15 protein-coding genes are annotated in these 17,665 nt (G+C 58.0%); 9 read left to right on the top strand and 6 right to left on the bottom strand.

The genetic code is table 11. The annotated features are described in order from the left end of the window. From mreD to ACAM27_RS08130, 3 genes are read right to left on the bottom strand one after another with little or no spacing between them, the layout of a single operon-like run. On the bottom strand, positions 1-477 hold the full coding sequence (gene mreD / locus ACAM27_RS08140) for a rod shape-determining protein MreD (RefSeq protein WP_011786171.1): 477 nt from the start codon (positions 475-477) through the stop codon (positions 1-3). Further along, on the bottom strand, positions 477-1,343 hold the full coding sequence (gene mreC, locus ACAM27_RS08135; RefSeq protein ID WP_081432089.1) for a rod shape-determining protein MreC: 867 nt from the start codon (positions 1,341-1,343) through the stop codon (positions 477-479). Before mreC ends, mreD begins: the two co-directional genes overlap by 1 nt. Positions 1,344-1,372: 29 nt before the next feature. Next, positions 1,373-2,416: a rod shape-determining protein gene (locus tag ACAM27_RS08130; protein ID WP_011786173.1), complete on the bottom strand. Its 1,044-nt coding sequence runs from the start codon at positions 2,414-2,416 to the stop codon at positions 1,373-1,375. Between the two features lie 392 nt (positions 2,417-2,808). Here ACAM27_RS08130 and gatC point away from each other — a divergent pair, with 392 nt between their 5' ends. Genes gatC through gatB form a run of 3 tightly spaced genes read left to right on the top strand, consistent with a single transcriptional unit; the run spans position 2,809 to position 6,061 of the window. Beyond that, positions 2,809-3,096 carry an Asp-tRNA(Asn)/Glu-tRNA(Gln) amidotransferase subunit GatC gene (gene gatC, locus ACAM27_RS08125; protein WP_014422114.1) on the top strand — a complete coding sequence of 96 codons (288 nt, stop codon included), beginning with the start codon at positions 2,809-2,811 and terminating at the stop codon, positions 3,094-3,096. Positions 3,097-3,129: 33 nt separating this feature from the next. Beyond that, entirely contained in the window at positions 3,130-4,587 is a 1,458-nt protein-coding gene (gene gatA, locus ACAM27_RS08120) for an Asp-tRNA(Asn)/Glu-tRNA(Gln) amidotransferase subunit GatA (RefSeq protein WP_031210189.1), read from the top strand. A gap of 22 nt (positions 4,588-4,609) precedes the next feature. Further along, on the top strand, positions 4,610-6,061 hold the full coding sequence (gatB, locus tag ACAM27_RS08115) for an Asp-tRNA(Asn)/Glu-tRNA(Gln) amidotransferase subunit GatB (RefSeq protein WP_369612815.1): 1,452 nt from the start codon (positions 4,610-4,612) through the stop codon (positions 6,059-6,061). Between the two features lie 410 nt (positions 6,062-6,471). On the opposite strand, the gene ACAM27_RS08110 is transcribed toward gatB, so the two are convergent. Then, on the bottom strand, positions 6,472-7,419 hold the full coding sequence (locus tag ACAM27_RS08110) for a LysR family transcriptional regulator (RefSeq protein WP_369612814.1): 948 nt from the start codon (positions 7,417-7,419) through the stop codon (positions 6,472-6,474). A gap of 131 nt (positions 7,420-7,550) precedes the next feature. Between ACAM27_RS08110 and ACAM27_RS08105 the strand changes: the two genes are divergently transcribed. Both ACAM27_RS08105 and oadA read left to right on the top strand, forming a co-directional pair. After that, complete coding sequence (locus tag ACAM27_RS08105) at positions 7,551-8,966, top strand: acetyl-CoA carboxylase biotin carboxylase subunit (RefSeq protein WP_369612813.1); 1,416 nt, start codon at positions 7,551-7,553, stop codon at positions 8,964-8,966. An 18-nt stretch (positions 8,967-8,984) separates the two neighbouring features. Next, the gene (gene oadA, locus ACAM27_RS08100) at positions 8,985-10,790 is read left to right on the top strand and encodes a sodium-extruding oxaloacetate decarboxylase subunit alpha (protein WP_369612812.1); all 1,806 of its coding nucleotides are present in this window, start codon (positions 8,985-8,987) and stop codon (positions 10,788-10,790) included. A gap of 59 nt (positions 10,791-10,849) precedes the next feature. Here oadA and rimO read toward each other — a convergent pair whose 3' ends face one another. Next, a complete protein-coding gene (gene rimO / locus ACAM27_RS08095) occupies positions 10,850-12,190 on the bottom strand; it encodes a 30S ribosomal protein S12 methylthiotransferase RimO (RefSeq protein ID WP_369612811.1) in 1,341 nt (446 codons plus the stop codon). Positions 12,191-12,499: 309 nt separating this feature from the next. Here rimO and ACAM27_RS08090 point away from each other — a divergent pair, with 309 nt between their 5' ends. The 4 genes from ACAM27_RS08090 to ACAM27_RS08075 all read left to right on the top strand — a co-directional run bounded on the left by ACAM27_RS08090 (position 12,500) and on the right by ACAM27_RS08075 (position 16,806). Continuing rightward, entirely contained in the window at positions 12,500-12,922 is a 423-nt protein-coding gene (locus ACAM27_RS08090; protein WP_014422121.1) for a PilZ domain-containing protein, read from the top strand. A 168-nt stretch (positions 12,923-13,090) separates the two neighbouring features. After that, complete coding sequence (gene cysD, locus ACAM27_RS08085) at positions 13,091-14,005, top strand: sulfate adenylyltransferase subunit CysD (RefSeq protein ID WP_014422122.1); 915 nt, start codon at positions 13,091-13,093, stop codon at positions 14,003-14,005. Position 14,006: 1 nt separating this feature from the next. Further along, positions 14,007-15,665, top strand: coding sequence for a sulfate adenylyltransferase subunit CysN (gene cysN, locus ACAM27_RS08080; RefSeq protein ID WP_014422123.1), 1,659 nt, complete (start codon positions 14,007-14,009; stop codon positions 15,663-15,665). Between the two features lie 124 nt (positions 15,666-15,789). Then, positions 15,790-16,806, top strand: coding sequence for a nucleoid-associated protein (locus ACAM27_RS08075; protein WP_369612810.1), 1,017 nt, complete (start codon positions 15,790-15,792; stop codon positions 16,804-16,806). 7 nt (positions 16,807-16,813) lie between these two features. Here the strand turns inward: ACAM27_RS08075 and trmH are convergent, their stop codons facing one another. After that, complete coding sequence (trmH, locus tag ACAM27_RS08070) at positions 16,814-17,548, bottom strand: tRNA (guanosine(18)-2'-O)-methyltransferase TrmH (RefSeq protein WP_014422124.1); 735 nt, start codon at positions 17,546-17,548, stop codon at positions 16,814-16,816. Positions 17,549-17,665: the final 117 nt, after the last annotated feature.

Genomic DNA, 17,665 nt, shown 5'->3' with positions numbered 1-17,665 from the left:
TTATCCCAGTTTACGGTTGATTGTGTCCAGTACGCCACTGACCACAGGCCAGGCCAGAGCGCTCGTCAAGGCTGGCCACAAGTAGCTGAAACCGGCGCTTTCAGCACCCAGTAACTGTTTCACGAAATGTACCAGCATCTGGTTGATGCCCAATAACAGAAACACCATCAGGCACTGCTGGGGCAGCGGATACATCCGCAACCGCTGGTGAATGGTCAGCACCAGAAAGGCGATCAGGGCCATGCCCATGGCATTCACGCCCAGCGGGGTAGACTCGAGAATATCCAGTAACAACCCCAGGCACCAGGCCATCAGAATGCCAAACTGGGCCGGGGCGCGGAAGGTCCAGTAGAAGACAATCAGTCCGAGCCACTCCGGGCGAAACTGAAACCAGTCCACCGGGAACAGGGAGATACTCAACACCAACGATAACACCACGGTGATGGCGAACAGCGGATAACTGATGACAGACAACATCAGTTTGCCTCCTCGTTATCCGGGGCCGCCTGCCCATTTTCGGGCACCGAACGCTCTTCCGGCTGAAATACGATCAGCACCAGCCGGCTCTGGTTGAGGCGGGCTTTGGGCGCGGCCTGAATGGTCACAAAAGGCTCCCCCGGCTCTTTGACGATGGAACTGACCTCTGCCACCGGGTAGCCCCGGGGGAATCGCCCGCCAAGACCGGAACTGACCAGCATGTCGCCCTCGCGGATGTCAGCAGTATCCGGTACGTGAACCAGATCCAGCTCATCGGTTTCGCCGTTACCCAGCAAAATCGAACGCAGACCATTACGTACCACCTCAACAGGAACGGCGTGACTGCTGTCGGACACCAGGAGGACACGGGAGGTGAACTGGCTGGTCTGGATCACCTGGCCCATCAGGCCCTCTGCGTCCAGTACCGCCTGACCAGTCGTGACACCATCACTCTCGCCCTTGTTAATGATGATCTCGTGGGAGAACGGATCCGGGGAGACCCCCACCACTTCGCCCACAATGACCCGGTCATCCAGTACTTCGGAAGAATTCAGCAGCCGGCGCAGCTCGTTATTCTCCGACGCCAGAGCCGCGTACTTGAGAGCACGACGCTCCAGAATCAGCAGGCGGGTTTTGAGCTCTTCGTTCTCCTGCTGCAGATCATCACGGCTAACAAACAGGCCGGAAAACCAGTCAGCAAAGGAATATGGGGCATTGCCAAGCCAGTACACCGGTGCCAGACCGGTGGCAAGAGTGCTGCGGACGGTGGTGAGCTTGTCAAAACGGGCATCGGCAGCGATTAACGCTGCCGATAACAGAACGACGAGAAACAGCCGGAAACCGGGTACCGGCCCCTGGACGAATATGGTCTTAATGGCTTAGCCCTCCCACGGGGTTACCCCTCCTGGGAGAACATTCCGATGCCACCGCGATCAATCACTTCCAGGGCTTTACCGCCGCCACGGGCTACGCAGGTCAGCGGATCTTCCGCAATAATGACCGGCAGGCCGGTCTCTTCGCTGATGAGCTTGTCCAGGCCCCGCAGCAGCGCACCGCCACCGGTCAGCACAATGCCGCGCTCAGCAATGTCGGAGGCCAGTTCAGGCGGAGACTGCTCCAGGGCGCTCTTCACGGTCTGGACGATCTGGGCCAGGGATTCCTGAAGCGCGTCGAGAATTTCTTCGCTGTTCAGGGTAAAGGCCCGGGGCACACCTTCAGCCAGGTTGCGACCACGAACGTCGATTTCTCGCACTTCCAGGCCTTCATAGGCACAGCCGATTTCATGCTTGATACGCTCGGCTGTGGAATCGCCGATCAGGCTGCCGTAGTTGCGACGGACGTAAGTAACGATGGCTTCGTCGAACTTGTCGCCACCAACCCGGACGGATTCGGCATAGACGATGCCATTCAGGGAGATAATGGCGATCTCGGTGGTACCGCCACCGATGTCGACAATCATGGAGCCGCTGGCTTCTTCCACCGGCAGGCCGGCACCAATGGCGGCCGCCATGGGTTCTTCGATCAGGAACACCTCGCGGGCGCCTGCACCCAGGGCCGATTCGCGGATGGCCTTGCGCTCTACCTGGGTAGATTTGCTGGGCACACACACGAGTACGCGGGGGCTCGGGGTAATGAAACTGTTTTCGTGCACTTTGTGAATAAAGTGCTGGAGCATTTTTTCGGTCACGACGAAGTCGGCGATCACACCATCTTTCATGGGACGGATGGCGGTAATATTGCCCGGGGTGCGGCCCAACATGCGTTTGGCTTCGGACCCGACGGCAGCGACCATTTTCTGGGAGTTATTGGTGCGGATGGCCACGACAGAGGGTTCGTTAAGTACAATGCCGCGTTCGCGCACGTAGATAAGGGTGTTGGCGGTGCCCAGGTCGATGGACAGGTCGCTTGAGAATAAGCCTCGGAGTCTTTTGATTAACATTCGTGTTGTTTCAACCTGAGAGTTGCGGTTGCAGAAAAGAATGCGGCAACTTTAGCAGTGAGCACCTACTCAGGCAAGGCGCCATCGGGGCTTCGGGGCTTACCATTCTCACATTTTATGGCTTTAGACGGGGCCAATGTTGCGCGCGGTTCTGCTAATATGTCTGGCTTTGTTGTCGCCAGGATTCCGCGCGCAGTTAACCGTGGAGCATGGCTGCTTGTGAGGATGGCTTTCCAAAACACGCTCCTTCGGCACATCCCTGTGTCGCTTGAGCTCCGCCATCCATGGCTTCGCACAGTTTTGGAAAGCCATCCTCACAAGCATCCCCATACGCTATTCCTGGCTTCTAACCTGACATTAAATTGTTTTCACACACGCTTTTTGGAGGCAACGTGAGCATTTCCCGCGAGGACATCGAGAAAGTTGCCGTGCTCGCCCGCATCAAAGTGGACGGCGAGCAGGTTTCGGCTCTGGAAAAGGATCTGGGCAATATTCTGGATCTGGTGGATCAGTTGAGTGCCGCGGATACCGATTCGGTGGAGCCGATGGCTCATCCGCTGGATGCGGTGCAGAAGCTGCGGCCGGATGTGGTTACCGAAACCAATCAGCGGGAGGCGTTCCAGGCGATTGCGCCGGCTACCGAGGATGGGTTGTATCTGGTGCCCAGGGTTATTGAGTGATTTGGTCGTCCATCAGAGATTTCGGGATTTATCATGCATAACAAGTCTGTAGCAGAACTTTCCAGAGAGCTGGAGAGTGGCAGGATTTCGAGTGTGGAGCTGACGCAGCAGTTCCTGGACCGTCTGAAGACAGAAGACGGCAAGTACAACAGCTTTATTACCATCTCCGAAGAGCAGGCATTGGCCGAGGCCAGGGCTGCAGACGAGATGCGGGCGGCGGGTAAGGCCACGGTGTGGACCGGGGTGCCCTTTGCTCACAAGGATATCTTCTGCACCAGCGGCATTCGCACCAGTTGCGGTTCGAAAATGCTGGATAATTTTGTACCTCCCTACGACGCGACGGTAACGGCTAACTTCAAGGCGGCTGGCGCGGTGTGCCTTGGCAAGACCAACATGGACGAGTTCGCCATGGGCTCGTCTAACGAGTCCAGTTTTTATGGCGCCGTGACCAACCCCTGGGGCCTGTCCGGTGGTGACAAGCGGGTACCGGGTGGTTCATCTGGTGGTTCTGCGGCTGCGGTAGCGGCACGACTGGTGCCAGCAGCAACGGGCACGGATACCGGTGGTTCAATCCGTCAGCCGGCGGCATTGTGCGGCATCACCGGCTTGAAGCCGACCTATGGCCGGGTATCCCGGTACGGGATGATTGCCTTTGCCTCTTCCCTGGATCAGGGCGGGCCGATGGCGCGCACGGCAGAAGATGCCGCGCTGATGTTGAATGTGATGGCGGGGCACGATCCGAAGGACTCCACCTGCATTGACCGGGAAGTACCGGATTACACGGCCACCCTGAACGAGCCGCTGAAGGGCCTGAAGATTGGCCTGCCGAAGGAATACTTCAGTGACCAGCTGGCTCCGGCTATGGAAGAGCAGGTTCGTAACGCGATTCGCGAGTATGAAAAGCTGGGCGCGACGGTGAAGGAGGTTTCCTTGCCAAACGCGAAGCTGGCCATCGCAGCGTATTACGTGATCGCTCCGGCGGAGGCGTCCGCCAACCTGTCCCGGTTTGACGGCGTGCGCTATGGCTACCGCTGCGAAGACCCGAAAGACCTGATGGACATGTACACCCGCACCCGGGCGGAAGGCTTCGGCAACGAGGTGAAGCGCCGGATTCTGGTGGGTTCCTATGCCCTGTCCGCCGGTTATTTCGATGCCTATTACCTGAAGGCCCAGAAGGTGCGCCGCCTGATCCAGCAGGATTTCATCAATGCGTTCAAGGAAGTGGACGTGCTGATGAGCCCGGTGTCGCCAACGCCGGCGTTCAAGCAGGGCGAGAAGAACACCGATCCGGTGTCCATGTACCTGGAAGACGTGTTCACCATCGCCATTAACCTTGCAGGCATTCCGGCCATGTCGGTTCCGGCCGGGTTTGTCGACGGCTTGCCGGTGGGGCTGCAGATTATCGGGGATTACTTCTCCGAAGCGCGCCTGCTGAACGCCGCCCATCAGTTCCAGCAGGTGACCGACTGGCACCAGCGTGAACCTCAATAAGCCCGGATTAGGAGACGAACACATGCAGTGGGATATCGTGATCGGGCTGGAAATTCACGTTCAGCTCGCCACCCAGACCAAGATTTTCTCCGGCTCCAGCACCGCTTACGGTGCCGAGCCCAACACCCAGGCCAACGCGGTTGACCTGGCGATGCCCGGCACCCTGCCGGTACCCAACGAACAGGCGTTCCGCTACGCGGTAATGTTCGGCCTGGCCACCAACGCAGAAATCGGCCGTCGCTCGGTGTTCGAGCGCAAGAACTACTTCTACCCGGACCTGCCCAAGGGCTACCAGACCACCCAGCTGGCCCAGCCCATCGTTGGCCCCGGCTACGTCGACATCGACCTGGCCGATGGCAGCACCAAGCGCGTGCGCATTCACCACGCCCACCTGGAAGAGGACGCCGGTAAATCCCTGCACGAGGATTATCATGGCATGACCGGCATCGACCTGAACCGCGCCGGCACCCCGCTGATCGAGGTGGTGACCGAGCCGGATATGACCAGCGCCGAGGAAGCCGTGGCTTTTGCCAAAAAGCTGCACAGCATCGTCACTTCACTGGGCATCTGCGACGGCGATATGTCCCAGGGCTCCATGCGCTTTGACGTCAACATCTCTCTGAAGCCAAAAGGCTCTGACACCCTGGGCACCCGCACCGAGACCAAGAACCTGAACTCGTTCCGGTTCATGGAACAGGCCATCGCCCACGAGGTGGAGCGGCAGATGGATATCCTGGAAGACGGCGGCGTGATTGTGCAGGAAACCCGCCTGTACAACGGTGACCGGGACGAGTCCCGCTCGATGCGCACCAAGGAAGAAGCCAACAACTATCGCTACTTCCCCTGCCCGGACCTGCTGCCGGTGGAAATCGACGATGCCTTCATCGAAGACGCCCGCAGCCGCCTGCCGGAACTGCCGGACGCTCGCAGGGCGCGTTTCAAGGAGCAATACGGCCTGAACGACTATGACGCCGGCATCCTGTCTGCCGACGCCAAACTGGCTGCATTCTTCGAAGAAACCGTGGAACACGGCAAAGATGCCAAGCTGGCCGCCAACTGGATTCAGGGCGAGTTCTCCGCTCGCCTGAATGCGGAGGAGAAGTCCGTCGCCGAGGCGCCGATTACCGGCGCACAACTGGGCGCCATGGTGACCCGCATCGCCGATAACACACTGTCCTCCGCCGGTGCCAAGAAGGTGTTCGACGCGCTATGGACGGGCGAAAACAACGATGTCGATGCCATTATCGAAGCCAAGGGCCTGAAGCAGGTGTCGGATACCGGCGCCCTGGAATCCATGGTGGATGAGGTGCTGGCCGGCATGCCGGATCAGGTGGCTCAATACCAGAACGAAGAAGATCCGAAGAAGCGCAAGAAGATGCTTGGCGGCTTTATGGGGCCTTTGATGAAGGCTTCCAAGGGCCAGGGCAATCCCAAGCTGTTCAATGAGATTCTCGTTCGCAAGCTGGATGGCTAGACCTCTAACCAGGTTGGGGCCCTCTATCTGGGCCCTAGCCTGCCGATTTTGGTGCAGGCAGGATTTGGGCTTCCTTCCCAAAAACCGCTACAAGCACTTCCATGTGCGCTTCTCTCCGGCCATCCATGGCCTCCGAAATTTTTGGGAAGGAAGCCCAAACCCTGCCGATCAAACGTGTTTGCAGCACGCTCGGAAAAACAATGCTCAAAGGGCCTCGCAACATCAAGTCAGTACGAAGGCTTGCGAGACGTTGATGAGCCACAGCGGGAGACGCCTCCCAAAAATTTGTGGAGCCAGGGATGGCGGAACAGAAGCGTCACACGGATGTGCCGAAGGAGCGTTTTTTGGGAGGCGTCTCCCGCTGTGGCTAACTCCAGACTCAGAAGGCTGGGCGAAGGAGAACACCAACATTAAGAAGCCAGCCGCCGAAACACCCGTTCAAACTGCGCAATATTTTGCTGGATGTAATCAATAAAGGCCTGCATGGCCGGCGTCGGATGCCGGGCCTGAGGGTAGACCACACACCAGCTACGGCGCAAGGGGAACCCGGTTATGTTGAGGGCATGAAGCGAGCCCAGCGCCAGCTCTGAAACGACACTGAGCTTCGGCACCACCGCCACTCCGAGCCCCGCCAATACCGCGTGTTTTACCGCATCGTTCGAACCCAGTTCCATGGTGGATTCCATTTTCAAACGGTGCTGCTGGCAATAAACCTCCAGCGCCAGACGACTGCCGGAACCGGGCTCACGGGTCAGAAGCTGGTTCTTCAGAAACTCCCCGGCACTGATAGACTGCAGATTTAGCAGTGGGTGGCCATCAGGAACAATCGGAATCAACTCGTTATCCAGAAAGGGAAACGAGGTCAGCGGCCGGTCTGGAGGAACCATCCCCATAATGACCAGATCGCCGCTGTTATCGCTCAGCCGTTCCAGGGCAGCCGCCCGGTTGACCACTGCGACCGAAACATTCACTTGCGGGTTAATCTGCAGAAACGACCGCAAAAGATAAGGCACCACATACTGCGCGGTATTGACCGCCACCAGCTTGAGATCCCCCGCCACGCGACCTTCCAGCGCCGCCATCCGGTTCTGCATGTCCGTCAGCTCGCGAAACACCGAGCCTACGCAAGCTGCCATCTCCTCGCCAGCGGCGGTGCAATACAACTTCCTGCCCACGTACTCAAACATAGGCATCCCAACTGCCTGCTCCAGATGACGCATCTGGCTGGATACGGCGGGCTGGGTCAGTCCAAGCAGAGCACCGGCCTTGCTGTAGCTTTTCAGATCGTAAACGGCCTTGAACACCTGCAGCTGCCGAAATGTAAGGCGGCTAGCCAGTTTCTGGACACTTAATGGCACAAGTTCTCCCGCCTCACCTATTCATAAGTCATTACTTATATATAACCCAAATAATATCAATTTTAACTCATCAGTTGCCATCGTTAGGCTTTTAACACCTTCATTCGGGACGACGAAACGAGGAATCGCCCATGTTGAAGAAAGTACTGATCGCCAACCGAGGCGAAATTGCGGTGCGTATCGTGCGGGCCTGCGCCGAGGCCGGGATCCGGGCTGTGGCGATCTACACCGAGCCCGATCGCTACGGCTTGCACGTCAAGCGCGCTGATGAAGCCTACTCCCTGGGCGAGGATCCGATTGCCGGCTACCTGGATCCCGCCCGCATCGTCAATCTCGCCCTGGAGGTGGGCTGCGATGCCATCCATCCTGGTTATGGCTTCCTGTCGGAGAACGCCCGCTTCGCTCAGCTGTGCGAAGAAAAGGGTCTGACCTTTATTGGCCCGAAATCCGACGTTATTCACAAGATGGGTGACAAGACCCAGGCCCGCGACAGCATGCGGGCGGCCGGCGTGCCCATTACTCCCGGCTCCGAGGGCAATCTGGCCGATCTGGATGAGGCCCTGAAGCTGGCTAATGAGATTGGCTATCCGGTGATGCTGAAGGCCACCTCCGGCGGTGGCGGCCGGGGGATTCGCCGTTGCGATACACCGGAGGAGCTTAGAACCCAGTACCCACGGGTGATTTCGGAGGCCACCAAGGCTTTCGGCTCGGCCGAGGTGTTCATGGAAAAATGCATCGTCAATCCGCGCCATATCGAGGTGCAGATTCTAGCGGATAGCCGGGGCAACGCCATTCACCTGTATGAGCGCGATTGTTCCATTCAGCGTCGTAACCAGAAACTGATTGAGATCGCCCCCAGCCCGCAACTGACACCGGAACAGCGCCAGTACATCGGCAGCCTCGCCGTCAAGGCCGCAAAAGCAGTGGGCTACGAGAATGCCGGCACGGTGGAGTTTCTACTCTCGGGCAACGAGGTGTACTTCATGGAGATGAACACCCGGGTGCAGGTGGAGCACACCATCACCGAAGCCATTACCGGGGTGGATATTGTCCGGGAACAGTTGCGGGTCGCCGCGGGGGAATCCCTCAGCTACCGGCAGGAGGATATTTCGTACCGGGGCTATGCGCTGCAGTTCCGCATCAACGCCGAAGATCCCAAAAACGACTTCTTGCCCAGTTTCGGGCGCATTACCCACTACTACGCCCCCGGTGGCCCAGGTGTTCGAGTGGACACCGCCATCTACACGGGCTACGAGATTCCGCCCTACTACGACTCCATGTGCCTGAAACTGGTGGTCTGGGCACTGACCTGGGATGAAGTTATCGCGCGCGGCAAGCGGGCTCTGGATGACATGCGCCTGCATGGCATCACCACAACCGCCAACTATTACCAGCAAATACTGGATCATCCGGATTTCCAGGCTGGCGTGTTTGACACCAGTTTCGTGCCCAGCCATCCGGAGCTGTTGAACTATTCCACCAAACGCCACCCCAGCGAAATTGCGCTGGCCATCGCAGCCACGATCGCGGCCCACGCCGGCTGGTAATCCACAGGAGGATTGAATATGAGCAACGCCAAAAAAATTGAAGTTACCGATCTTATCCTTCGTGATGCCCACCAGTCCCTGATTGCGACCCGCATGCGCACCGAAGACATGCTGCCGATCTGTGACAAGTTGGGCCAGGTGGGTTACTGGTCCCTGGAGGTCTGGGGCGGCGCCACTTTCGACGCCTGCGTGCGCTTTCTGAAAGAGGACCCCTGGGAACGCCTGCGCCAGTTGCGCAAGGCGCTGCCCAACACCCGCCTGCAAATGCTGCTGCGGGGGCAGAACCTGCTGGGTTACCGTCACTACGCTGACGATGTGGTGGAAGCCTTCGTGCAAAAAGCCGCCGACAACGGCATTGATGTGTTCCGCATCTTTGATGCCCTGAACGATCTGCGCAATCTGGAAACCGCCATGAAAGCGGTGAAGAAGGCGGGCAAGCACGCTCAGGGTACCATTTGCTATACCACCAGCCCGGTGCATACACCCGAGCTTTTCGTGAAGCAGGCCCAGGAACTCAAGGCCATGGGCGCCGACTCCATTGCCATCAAGGACATGGCCGGGCTGCTAACTCCTTACGCCACCTACGAGTTGACCAAAGCCATTAAATCGTCCGTGGATCTGCCTCTGGTCATCCATAGCCACGCCACCGCCGGCCTGGCCGCCATGTGCCAACTGAAAGCGGTGGAAGCCGGCGCAGACCGTATCGACACCGCCATTTCCGCCTTTGCCAACGGCACCAGCCATCCTGCAACAGAATCCCAGGTGGCCGCCCTGAAGGGCACGGACTATGACACCGGGCTGGATCTGGAGTTGTTAAGCGAGATTGCCGACTACTTCCGGGAAGTGCGCAAGAAGTACCACCAGTTTGAAAGCGAATTTACCCGCGAGGACATTTCGGTACAGATCAATCAGGTGCCGGGCGGCATGATGTCCAACCTGGCCAACCAGCTCAAAGAGCAGAACGCCCTGGACCGCATACGCGAGGTCTTCGACGAGATTCCCCGTGTGCGCAAGGATCTGGGCTACCCGCCACTGGTCACCCCCACCTCCCAGATTGTGGGGACCCAGGCGGTCTATAACGTGCTGGCTGGTCAACGCTACAAGACCATCACCAACGAAGTGAAACGCTACCTTCAGGGAGGTTACGGCCAGCCACCTGCCGAGGTGAACGCCGAAATCCAGAAAAAGGCTATCGGCAACGAAACCGTCAATGACGGTCGCCCCGCCGACCTGCTTAGCCCGGAACTGAACAAGCTGCGAGAAGACATTGGCAGCCTGGCCACCAGCGAGGAAGACGTGCTGACTTACGCCATGTTTCCGGATCTTGGCCGGGAATATCTGCAACAACGGCAGGATGGCACACTGAAGCCCGAAGAGTTGCTACCGGCCGAGCACAAGGGCCGGGACCGCCTGGGCACCGCCATCGCCACCGAGTTCCGCATTGACGTACACGGCGAAAGCTACGAAGTGGCCGTTACCGGTGTTGGCGGCTCAGGACCGGGCAAGCGCAAGCTCTATCTGTCTCTGGACGGCATGCCCCAGGAAGTGGTGTTTGAATCCCTGAACGAATACGAAGCCGGCGCCGGCAGCGGTCGGAAACAGGCCACCGATCCCGGCCACGTCACCACGACCATGCCGGGCAATGTGGTGGACGTGCTGGTTAAGGAAGGTGACACCGTAAAAGCTGGCCAGGCGGTGCTGATTACCGAGGCCATGAAAATGGAAACCGAGGTACATACAAGTGTTGATGGCACGGTGAAAGGTGTGGATGTCGCCAAAGGCGATCGGGTCACGCCAGGCGAAGTGCTGATCGAAATCGCCTGACCCCAAACGCAAGCGGGGCAACCGATTGGCTGCCCCGCTTCGCCGACGCATTGATCAGGTCAAACCAGAACCGCCCAGAGATCATGCTCGTCGGCATGCTCAACCACGGCCTGAACGATCTGACCGGGAACCAGGTCGGTTTCGTCGTTCAGGTAGACCATCCCGTCAATCTCAGGCGCGTCGGCTTTTGATCTGCCAATCGCACCTTCCTCGTCCACTTCATCAATCAGCACATCAATGGTCTTGCCAATCTTTGCCTTAAGGCGGGCAGCCGAGATTTCTGCCTGTTTGGCCATAAAGCGAGCCAGGCGATCTTCCTTCACGTCCTCGGGGACCGCACCTTTGAGCTCGTTCGCCGGCGCCCCTTCCACCGCGCTATAAGTGAAGGCGCCGACTCGATCCAGCTGAGCCTCGTCCAGCCAGTCCAGGAGGTACTGGAAATCTTCCTCGGTTTCCCCCGGGAAACCCACGATGAAGGTGGAACGAATGGTCAGTTCCGGGCAGATTTCCCGCCACTTCCTGATGCGCTCCAGGGTCTTGCTGTCATGGGCCGGGCGCTTCATGGCTTTAAGTACTCTCGGACTGGCGTGCTGGAACGGGATGTCCAGGTACGGCAGGATCTTGCCTTCGGCCATTAGCGGAATGATGTCGTCCACATGGGGATAGGGATAGACATAGTGCAAACGTACCCACACGCCCATCTCACCCAGCGCTTCACACAACGCCTGCATTTTGGTTTTCACCGGGCGACCCTGCCAGAAACCGGTGCGGTATTTGATGTCGACGCCATAGGCGGAGGTATCCTGGGAAATCACCAGAATCTCCTTCACTCCGGCATCCACCAACCGTTTGGCTTCGTCCATCACCTCGCCAATCGGGCGACTGACAAGGTCTCCCCGCATTGAGGGAATAATGCAGAAGGTACAACGGTGATTACAGCCTTCAGAGATCTTCAGGTAGGCATAGTGTCGTGGTGTCAGTTTGACGCCCTGAGGCGGCACCAGGTCCACAAACGGGTCATGCTCTTTCTTCGGCGGCACATACTGGTGGACGGCGCCGACCACTTCCTCGTAGGCATGAGGACCGGACACTGCGAGCACGCCCGGATGGGTTTCACGGATCCGGTCGGCCTCAACCCCCATGCAACCGGTGACGATGACCCTGCCATTCTCACTGATTGCCTCACCAATGGCGTCCAGGGATTCCTGCTTGGCGGCATCTATAAAACCACAGGTGTTCACCACCACAATATCGGCGTCGTCGTAGGTGGGCACCACATCGTAGCCGTCCAGGCGCAACTGGGTCAGGATACGTTCAGAATCTACCAGCGCCTTCGGGCAACCAAGGCTGATAAAGCCTACTTTTCCGCTCTGGGGCGCGTTTTGCGTTTTCTCGGTCATAAAAGCCTGCAGGATGTCCGGAGCCATGCTCCCGATGAGTGTAGCGGGCAATTTTACCTCACGACCGGAAGAACTGCAGCAGTAGCACCACCTACTCCGCCACCACAAATCCGCTGACGCAGATCAACTTACCGACTAAAACTGTGACACCGTGTTCAGAATTTTGTAGTAAAAGTGCCACAATTACCGACAGGATTCTTGCTGTTCACTTTTTAAACAGCTAAACTTTCAATCGTTTATGCGTTTTTCTGGAAGGCGTTTATGGGAAAGGCAACTTCTTTTCAAACCACACATGCCAGAAGAGTGAACATGAAACCTCTTGCCGCCAAACCCAATCTGCGAAACCAGCAGCGGGTGGACGTTTCAACCGACATCACCATCGAAAAGCCGGATGGCTGCTGCCTTACCTGCCAGGTATCCAACCTGTCCCGCTCAGGCGTGATGCTCTCCTGTGATCAGGACACCGTCAAACAGCTGGTTCCGGGCCTGAAAACACCGGCCCCCGGCCACTGGATCGAAGTCAAAACCCGTTTTTCGGTGCCCGTCATTGCAAACCAGCCGGTCACGGTGCTTGCCGATGGGAACATCGTACACATGCGTCGCATTGCCCGAGACGAGTTCCAGATTGGTATCCAGTTCTGTGAATTCGAAGGTAACGGCTTTGACTATGTCGATCGTTACGTTGCCAAATTGCTTTCGGACGCACGTAATCCCTCCAGCGAAGCTCACTGACGGAAGCTAGTGGCGACGTCGCTGGCGTTTACACCCGCCTCGAGACACCGGCGAAGGCTATATTATTAGAACCTGAAATTCTTACAGCACTCCTTCTTATACCCTAAGCTGCTCTGATATAGTTGTTCATCTAAATTACAGCCATTACTTCGCCCTCCATGGCAACGGATGAACATGACCACATATAACCTCACCCATCTCAAACAGCTGGAAGCCGAAAGCATCCACATCATTCGGGAAGTGGCCGCCGAGTTCGACAACCCGGTCATGCTTTACTCCATCGGTAAAGATTCTGCCGTGATGCTGCATCTTGCCCTGAAAGCCTTCTACCCGGGCAAGCCACCGTTCCCGTTGCTTCACGTGGATACCACCTGGAAGTTCCGGGACATGATCTCGTTCCGGGACAATGTAGCGGAGAAGTTCGGGCTAGACCTGATCGTGCACATCAATGAAGAAGGCGTAAAGCAAGGCGTCGGCCCCTTTACTCATGGCAGCGCCAAGCACACGGACATCATGAAAACCCAATCCCTGAAGCAGGCCCTGAACAAGTACAAGTTCGACGCCGCCTTCGGGGGCGCCCGCCGGGACGAAGAAAAATCACGCGCCAAGGAGCGGGTATATTCCTTCCGTGACGAACACCACCGCTGGGACCCGAAGAACCAGCGCCCGGAGCTCTGGAATATTTACAACGGCAAAGTCAACAAGGGCGAAAGCATCCGGGTCTTCCCGCTCTCCAACTGGACTGAGCTGGACATCTGGCAATACATCTACCTTGAAAACATCGACATTGTGCCGCTCTATTACGCAGCCGTGCGGCCCGTGGTAGAGCGCGATGGCACCCTGATCATGGTGGACGACGACCGCATGCCCCTGAAAGAAGGTGAAAAGCCGATGATGAAATCGGTACGTTTCCGCACCTTGGGCTGCTATCCGCTGACCGGCGCCATTGAATCCGAGGCCAACACCCTGCCCGACATCATTCAGGAAATGCTGCTGGCCACCAGCTCAGAGCGACAAGGCCGGGTGATCGACCACGACTCAGCGGGCTCCATGGAACAGAAAAAGCGGGAAGGGTATTTCTAACATGTCACACCAGTCTGATCTGATTGCAGAAGATATTCAGGCTTACCTGAAGCAACACGAGAACAAGGAACTCCTGCGCCTGCTCACCTGCGGCAGTGTGGATGACGGCAAGAGCACGCTGATTGGCCGGCTGTTGCATGACACCAAGATGATCTATGAAGATCACATGGCCAGCCTGAAAACTGACAGCGCGAAAATGGGCACCACCGGCGAAAAACTGGACCTGGCACTGCTGGTGGACGGCCTTCAGGCCGAGCGGGAACAGGGCATCACCATTGATGTCGCCTATCGGTACTTCTCCACCGACAAGCGCAAGTTCATCATCGCGGACACCCCGGGCCATGAGCAGTACACCCGCAACATGGCCACCGGCGCATCCACTGCGCAACTGGCCATCCTGATGATTGATGCCCGCCACGGCGTACTCACCCAGACCCGCCGGCATTCCTACATTGCTTCGCTACTGGGCATCCGGCACATCGTGGTCGCCGTGAACAAAATGGACCTGGTGGATTTCAGCGAAGAGCGCTTCAATGAAATCCGCGACGACTACCTGGCCTTCGCCTCACGACTGGGCCTCAAGGACATCCGGTTTGTTCCCATCTCGGCGCTGGATGGAGACAACGTCGTCAACAAGAGCGAGAACACCCCCTGGTTTACCGGCCAGCCGCTGATGGAAATTCTGGAAACGGTGGAGGTGTCCCGTGACAAGAACCTGGAGCATTTCCGCTTCCCGGTGCAGTACGTGACCCGTCCGAACCTGAATTTCCGCGGCTTCTGCGGCACCATCGCCTCCGGCGTGATTCGCCCTGGCGATGCAGTGATGGCCCTGCCCTCACGCCGTACCAGCAAAGTAAAGGAAGTCGTGACCTTCGACGGCAACCTGGACGAAGCCTACATCGACCAGGCGGTCACCCTGACACTTGAAGACGAGATCGACATCAGCCGTGGCGACATGCTGGTAAAAGTGGAGGACGAACCGGAAGTCCACAACCGCTTCAACGCCAACATTGTCTGGATGACCGACGCACCGCTGGAAACCGGCCGGCTGTATGACATCAAGCTGGGCCCCACCTTTACTTCCGGTACCGTGAAGAAAATCCACCATCAGACCGATGTAAACACTCTGGATCAGCAAGCCAATCCCAGCCAACTGGCCCTGAACGAGATCGGCCTGTGCGAACTGACCCTGAACCAACCGGTCGCGTTTGACGCCTATCAGCGTAACCACGCCACCGGCAGCTTCATCGTCATTGACCGCCTGACCAACGTAACCATCGGGGCGGGCATGATCGCTGGCCTGGCCGATGGCCTGGAATCCCTGGACCCGGTCACCGCCGAGGAACGCGAACGACGCCTGGCCCAGAAACCGGCCATCATCGCCTGTAACGGCAAACATGGCCCGGAACTGGCACTGGCCGTTGAGCGAGCTCTGTTCGATCAGGGCAAGACCGCCGTCGTGGTGTCCGAAGAAAATGCGGGCGACGCAGACGAACGCCGTCGGGTAGCGCAGTTGCTGACCGCTCACGGGCTGGTAGCCATTGCCGTGAACCTGGGTTCGGACATTGCCAACGCCAGTGCCAACGCAGAGAACGAAGCTGACATTCCCGGCGCCGTCTCGACACTGGTCCAGGAACTGATTCGCAGCAAGCGAATCTGATTTCCATACCCGCCCATTGAGAAGCCCGGCCCGAACGAAGACGTCGGGACCGGGGTTTCTTTCTCTGCCAACCGTGGCACAATCACGCTCCGCCAAGCCGACTGAATCTGACAGGAGCTGACCCATGGCCATCAAACATCTGCGCACCGCCTTCGCAAGCCAATACCAGCCGGGCCAACCTGCCCGCCTCGTAGCGGGCGAGGCCCTGCAGGAACCGGGCGGCGACTACGAAGCCCTGCACAAGCAGATGAAGCGCCTGTTCAACAGCAAACCCGGCAAGAAATACGGCCGCTTCTCAGACGACATCGGCGAATGCCCCTTCAGCGCCTGGCTCAAAGACTACCTGGAAGACAAACAGACCTTCGCGGCCATGACTGACCGTCTTTTCGGCCAGTGGCAGGAACTGCTGACCGGCAGCCAGGAAGAATTCGACGGCCACCTGATGATCGTACACGACGCCCTGGCCGATGCCGAAGTGGTGTACCTGTTTATCCTGGAAACCGACAGCGCCATGCGCTTCGACGGCAGCCAGAAACTGGACGCCACCGACGTACTCAGCTTGTCGCGCCTGAACCTGGCCGTGCGGATTGAGCTGGACGACTGGCGCAATGCCAACTGCAGCGAAAACTACATGACCCTGATCCACGGTCGAGGCACCGGCGACCCCGGCGAACTGTTCATCCGCCTGTGCGCCTTCACCAACAGCGTGGACGTGGAAAAAGAAACCATGACCTTCCTGGACGCAGTGGAAGCGTTCGCCAAAACCAGCGAACCGGAAAAAGCCGGCGAAGTGCGCGCCAAGGCCTACGAATTCTGCAAAGACCAGCACGCCCTGGGCGAGCCCGTGGAAATCGAAGCTCTGTCAAATTACCTGGACGAAAGCCAACCCCAGCGCTTCAAGGAATTCGCCAGCCAGAACGCCGAACTACCGGAAACCGGCGTACTGCACCCGGACCACCGCAAGGTCAAGAAACTGGTGCGTATTGCGGGCTCCGGTGGAGGTATGAGCGTGTCTTTTTCCTCGGACCTGGTGAACCAGGCGGTGTACTACGACCGTGACAAAGATGCCCTCACCATCACCCGCCTGCCCAAGGCGCTGCGAGAACAACTGCAACGGTACCTGGAAGCCCGCGAGGACTGATCAAAACTCAGTCCTCTGCCACATTCTCCGGTTGATCGTCCCACCGGGGGCGATTGGCCCTGAGCTTCCTGACCTCCTGCATCCAGCCCACGCCATCGATCAACTCCCCGGTTTCATGATCAATAGGCGGATACGGCAGGTTGCGATCATCACAGTACCGCTTCACTGTTGGCTGGCACCAACAGAACAGCAGACGGTTGTACTCTTCATCTGGCATCCGTCGCTGGTCAAACATCCCCGCCAGCTTCCGCTGACGCTGGGCTTCGGAAAGGATAATCGAGCAGGCTGAAGACACATTCAGCGATTCCACCATTCCCATCATCGGAATCACAATATGCTCATCCGCCTGCTCGGCGGTCACCGGGTTCACACCGTCCACTTCGTTACCCATGATAATCGTGCACGGCACGGTGTAATCCACCTCCCGAAAATCCACCGCCCGGTCTGACAATTGCGCCGCATACAGCTTGTGCCCCTGGGCCTTCAGCTCCGTTACCGCGTTATCCATGGTCGGATGGGTATGCGTTGTTACCCAATGAAAGCTGCCACCGGCTGTCTTACGAAATGCCCGAAAACCCTCCTTGGGCCAGACCACGTGCATATTGGCCAGGCCGAAGGCATCGCAGGACCGAATAATGGCCGACAGGTTTCTGGGTTTGTGCACCTGATCCGTCAGCACCCGCAGGTCGGGTTGACGGGTGTTGAGGACTTGCTTGATTCGGGCGAGGCGTTCGGGAGTCATAAGTAAATTGGCTAGCGATGATTTTCCGGCTCCCACAAACCAACATTCAAGCTTGTAGAATCCAGTACAGGTGTCTGGGAAGGGTTTTGGGGTGGGCTTTCCAAAAATTTCGAAGGC

Source organism: Marinobacter sp. RI1 (assembly GCF_041155085.1).
GTDB lineage: Bacteria > Pseudomonadota > Gammaproteobacteria > Pseudomonadales > Oleiphilaceae > Marinobacter > Marinobacter nauticus.
The sequence above is the reverse complement of the archived record's forward strand: the minus strand, read 5'-3'. Positions and strand labels throughout refer to the sequence as shown.

Excerpts from the sequence above, each read along its gene's own strand:
- mreD (WP_011786171.1), bottom strand. The coding sequence starts at position 477 with ATGTTGTCTGTCATCAGTTATCCGCTGTTCGCCATCACCGTGGTGTTA.
- ACAM27_RS08130 (WP_011786173.1), bottom strand. The coding sequence starts at position 2,416 with ATGTTAATCAAAAGACTCCGAGGCTTATTCTCAAGCGACCTGTCCATC.
- gatA (WP_031210189.1), top strand. The coding sequence starts at position 3,130 with ATGCATAACAAGTCTGTAGCAGAACTTTCCAGAGAGCTGGAGAGTGGC.
- gatB (WP_369612815.1), top strand. The coding sequence starts at position 4,610 with ATGCAGTGGGATATCGTGATCGGGCTGGAAATTCACGTTCAGCTCGCC.
- ACAM27_RS08105 (WP_369612813.1), top strand. The coding sequence starts at position 7,551 with ATGTTGAAGAAAGTACTGATCGCCAACCGAGGCGAAATTGCGGTGCGT.
- oadA (WP_369612812.1), top strand. The coding sequence starts at position 8,985 with ATGAGCAACGCCAAAAAAATTGAAGTTACCGATCTTATCCTTCGTGAT.
- rimO (WP_369612811.1), bottom strand. The coding sequence starts at position 12,190 with ATGACCGAGAAAACGCAAAACGCGCCCCAGAGCGGAAAAGTAGGCTTT.
- ACAM27_RS08090 (WP_014422121.1), top strand. The coding sequence starts at position 12,500 with ATGAAACCTCTTGCCGCCAAACCCAATCTGCGAAACCAGCAGCGGGTG.
- cysD (WP_014422122.1), top strand. The coding sequence starts at position 13,091 with ATGAACATGACCACATATAACCTCACCCATCTCAAACAGCTGGAAGCC.
- cysN (WP_014422123.1), top strand. The coding sequence starts at position 14,007 with ATGTCACACCAGTCTGATCTGATTGCAGAAGATATTCAGGCTTACCTG.
- ACAM27_RS08075 (WP_369612810.1), top strand. The coding sequence starts at position 15,790 with ATGGCCATCAAACATCTGCGCACCGCCTTCGCAAGCCAATACCAGCCG.
- trmH (WP_014422124.1), bottom strand. The coding sequence starts at position 17,548 with ATGACTCCCGAACGCCTCGCCCGAATCAAGCAAGTCCTCAACACCCGT.